The organism is uncultured Ruminococcus sp., from assembly GCA_902785355.1.
GTDB lineage: Bacteria > Bacillota > Clostridia > Oscillospirales > Acutalibacteraceae > Ruminococcoides.
In genome coordinates this window covers 1-2,646 of the sequence record CACZYF010000073.1, presented here as the reverse complement: position 1 = coordinate 2,646, position 2,646 = coordinate 1, and the positions used below count along the sequence as shown (strand labels likewise).

Here is a 2,646-nt window from a genome sequence, read left to right as displayed (position 1 = left end):
CCCTTCACCTTTCTGCGCCATACATCCAAAATACAGCGCCGCGCATATTAACGCTCCCAATGAATCTACGCCGGAATTATACAGATACGGCTGCAATCTCGCTTCGGAAAAAAAGGGAGCGCTGAACTCTATGATAAATAAGGCGGACGCGATAGTAAAAATCAGTCCGAATAATCGGATATCTTTCAATTTCTTAATCATATGTTCTCTCCGTCATATTGGTGCCTCACCGTTATTATCAAGCGGTGTAAGAGTTATTACTCGATGTTGAACAAGCGACCGAATCCGGTCAGCTCAAAAACCACGTGAACAGGCTCAGTGAGATTGCAAACGACCATCTCTCCTTTGTCTTCCATATCCTGCAGAGCGCCGAGCAGAACACGCAATCCCGCGCTGGAGATGTATTCGAGCTTAGCAAGATCCATGGTCAGCTTCGTTGCGCCACCGACGACTTCATTGATCTTGCTTTCAAGATCGGGAGAAGTGATCGTGTCAAGTCTGCCTTCCAGCAGGAAGGTGTATTCGGACCTATCTTTTGTCATCGAGATCTTCAGATAACTGTTCCCGTCCGAACTCGATGTAGTATCCTTTTTCTTATTGTTAAAAAGACCCATGTTTATATCCTCCTGTTGTAATAATTATTTGACTGTAGGTTAGGTGCAGGAATTACATATTCAAATGATTTCTTTAAAGAATCCGAAAAGTTCTACCTCATTTTTTGCCCGATCATTATCAATGTGTTTTTCCTGCTAGCATTATAATCCAAACTTAAACAGAAAACAATAGTTTGTTGGTGATTATGGCGGTTTTCTTTCCTGTAACAGCGAAATCCCTATATTGACAAAACAGCTCTCCGACACAGAAAAGAGTATCGCCAACATCATGAAGACGATCGAGATGGGCTTCGTAACTGAAACAACCAAAGATCGACTGCCGGAGCGGAGAGTCAAAAGAAGGAGCTTGAATTCCAATTAGCTACTCAAAAAACGAAACACATATCAGAATTATCTAAAAAGATATCAAATCGTTTCATCGGGCTATGCGGAAGTTCAGATCATACATCATTAATAATGCTTATGATCGGTTTTTATTAAGGATTAGTGTAAATATCAACGAGGTAGAATGTATATTCACCGAAGTCGCAGGTAACGAAGAAAAATAATACTTGTTTTTGTCGACGGGGTTTTGTATAATAATGCAAAAGGAGGAGAGAAATATGGATTACAGAACAATGGTAAACCCGACATATCTTACTGCGAAGAGCACCGTTTTTTTGCTCGCGGTCGCGGGAAATGAGGACGCAAAGCGGATGATCGCAGGCTTAGGTCTGGAGGATGCGCTCTCAAGGAGAGACCCATCTGATACTCTCGTCTCAGAGAATGACGCCAAAGCGCTGATGACAGGCGTTGCGGTGGCAATCGAGGCGCGGTATGCCGCTCTATCAAGAACGCTGAAAACTGACGGCTGCAAAAACCTGCTGGATGTCGCCTGCGGCTATACACCCCGATCGATCTTCTGCAAAAACAACGGTATTGCTTACGCGGGCTTAGATGTCCCTGTCGTAGCGGAGGAACTGCAGAGCTTCGCTGATAAAGAAGGACTCGGCAAGGTTTATCACGGCGGTGACGCCACGAACGCCGCCTCTCTCAGCGCCGCTGTCGAAGGCTTTGAGGGCGAGGTACTGATCTCCAGCGAGGGACTTTTAGGTTATCTTTCAACTTCGGAATTCGAACAGCTTCTTGACGGGATCCGCCGGATACTCGAGAAACACTCAGGCGCGTTTGTGACCTCGGATATGGGTGTGAATTATGAGCTGTTTGCAACAGCGAACATGAGCTCTCCGGAAGCATACGACGCGTCACGAAGAAGAACGATGGAGCAGTCGGATATCTACAACGAGGGCGTAGTACACATGGATCACGAAAAGGTGAAGGCGTTCATCGAAGCGCGCGGCTTCAAGGTGGAGATCCTGCCCTTCTACCACGGAGACGAGAACCTTTCGATGCTGCAGGCGATCCCCGAAAGTTGGCAGAAAAAGTATCTCGACCTTTTGAAGGATGCGCGCGTATGGAAACTGACCCTCGATCCCCATTACACACAGAAAGCGTCTGTCAGCGGAGCCGAGAAGATCGAGAATCTCACCGTTGATTACAAAACGAATGGCAGCGTGCTTGAAATGACCGTCAGCGGACGTATCGACACCATCAGCGCTCCCGCGTTACTGAAAGTGTTTGACGAGTGCGGCGACGGTATCTCCTCTGTCAGAGTGAACGCGGAAGAACTGGAATACATCTCCTCCGCCGGACTGCGCACGATGATGATCATGGTCAAAAAGCTCGGACAGGGCAACGTCACGGTCGAGGGCGCGTCGGATGAGGTCAAGGAGATCTTCACGGTGACCGGCTTCGACGGTATCATCCCTCTGCTCTGATAGTTGAGCAGGACGTTTGTCAACGCTTTATAATGAAATAAATAATTGCCGACAGAGCTGAACGATAGCTTTGTCGGCAATTTGTTTTCTGATTACAAAAGGAACTGATCGAAGCCGGTCGTCTCGAGGATCTCCCTGACCTCGTCGCTGATGTTCATCAGCTTGAATCTGCTTTTATCTTCAATGGATTTGTACATGATCAGCAGAACGCGCAG

3 protein-coding genes are annotated in these 2,646 nt (G+C 47.1%); 1 reads left to right on the top strand and 2 read right to left on the bottom strand.

The features are described 5' to 3' along the window. Together R2I50_RS10100 and R2I50_RS10095 are read right to left on the bottom strand one after the other, a co-directional pair. Positions 1 to 201, bottom strand: a 201-nt coding sequence (locus R2I50_RS10100; protein ID WP_316609015.1) for a hypothetical protein, incomplete at its 3' end; no start/stop codon positions are given. Positions 202 to 257: 56 nt separating this feature from the next. Next, the gene (locus R2I50_RS10095; RefSeq protein WP_316609014.1) at positions 258 to 614 is read right to left on the bottom strand and encodes an STAS domain-containing protein; all 357 of its coding nucleotides are present in this window, start codon (positions 612 to 614) and stop codon (positions 258 to 260) included. A gap of 602 nt (positions 615 to 1,216) precedes the next feature. Here R2I50_RS10095 and R2I50_RS10090 point away from each other — a divergent pair. Continuing rightward, positions 1,217 to 2,431, top strand: a complete 1,215-nt coding sequence (locus R2I50_RS10090) for an STAS domain-containing protein (RefSeq protein ID WP_316609013.1) — start codon at positions 1,217 to 1,219, stop codon at positions 2,429 to 2,431. Positions 2,432 to 2,646: the final 215 nt, after the last annotated feature.

Coding starts and splice junctions, on each gene's coding strand:
- R2I50_RS10090 (WP_316609013.1), top strand. CDS start 1,217: ATGGATTACAGAACAATGGTAAACCCGACATATCTTACTGCGAAGAGC.
- R2I50_RS10095 (WP_316609014.1), bottom strand. CDS start 614: ATGGGTCTTTTTAACAATAAGAAAAAGGATACTACATCGAGTTCGGAC.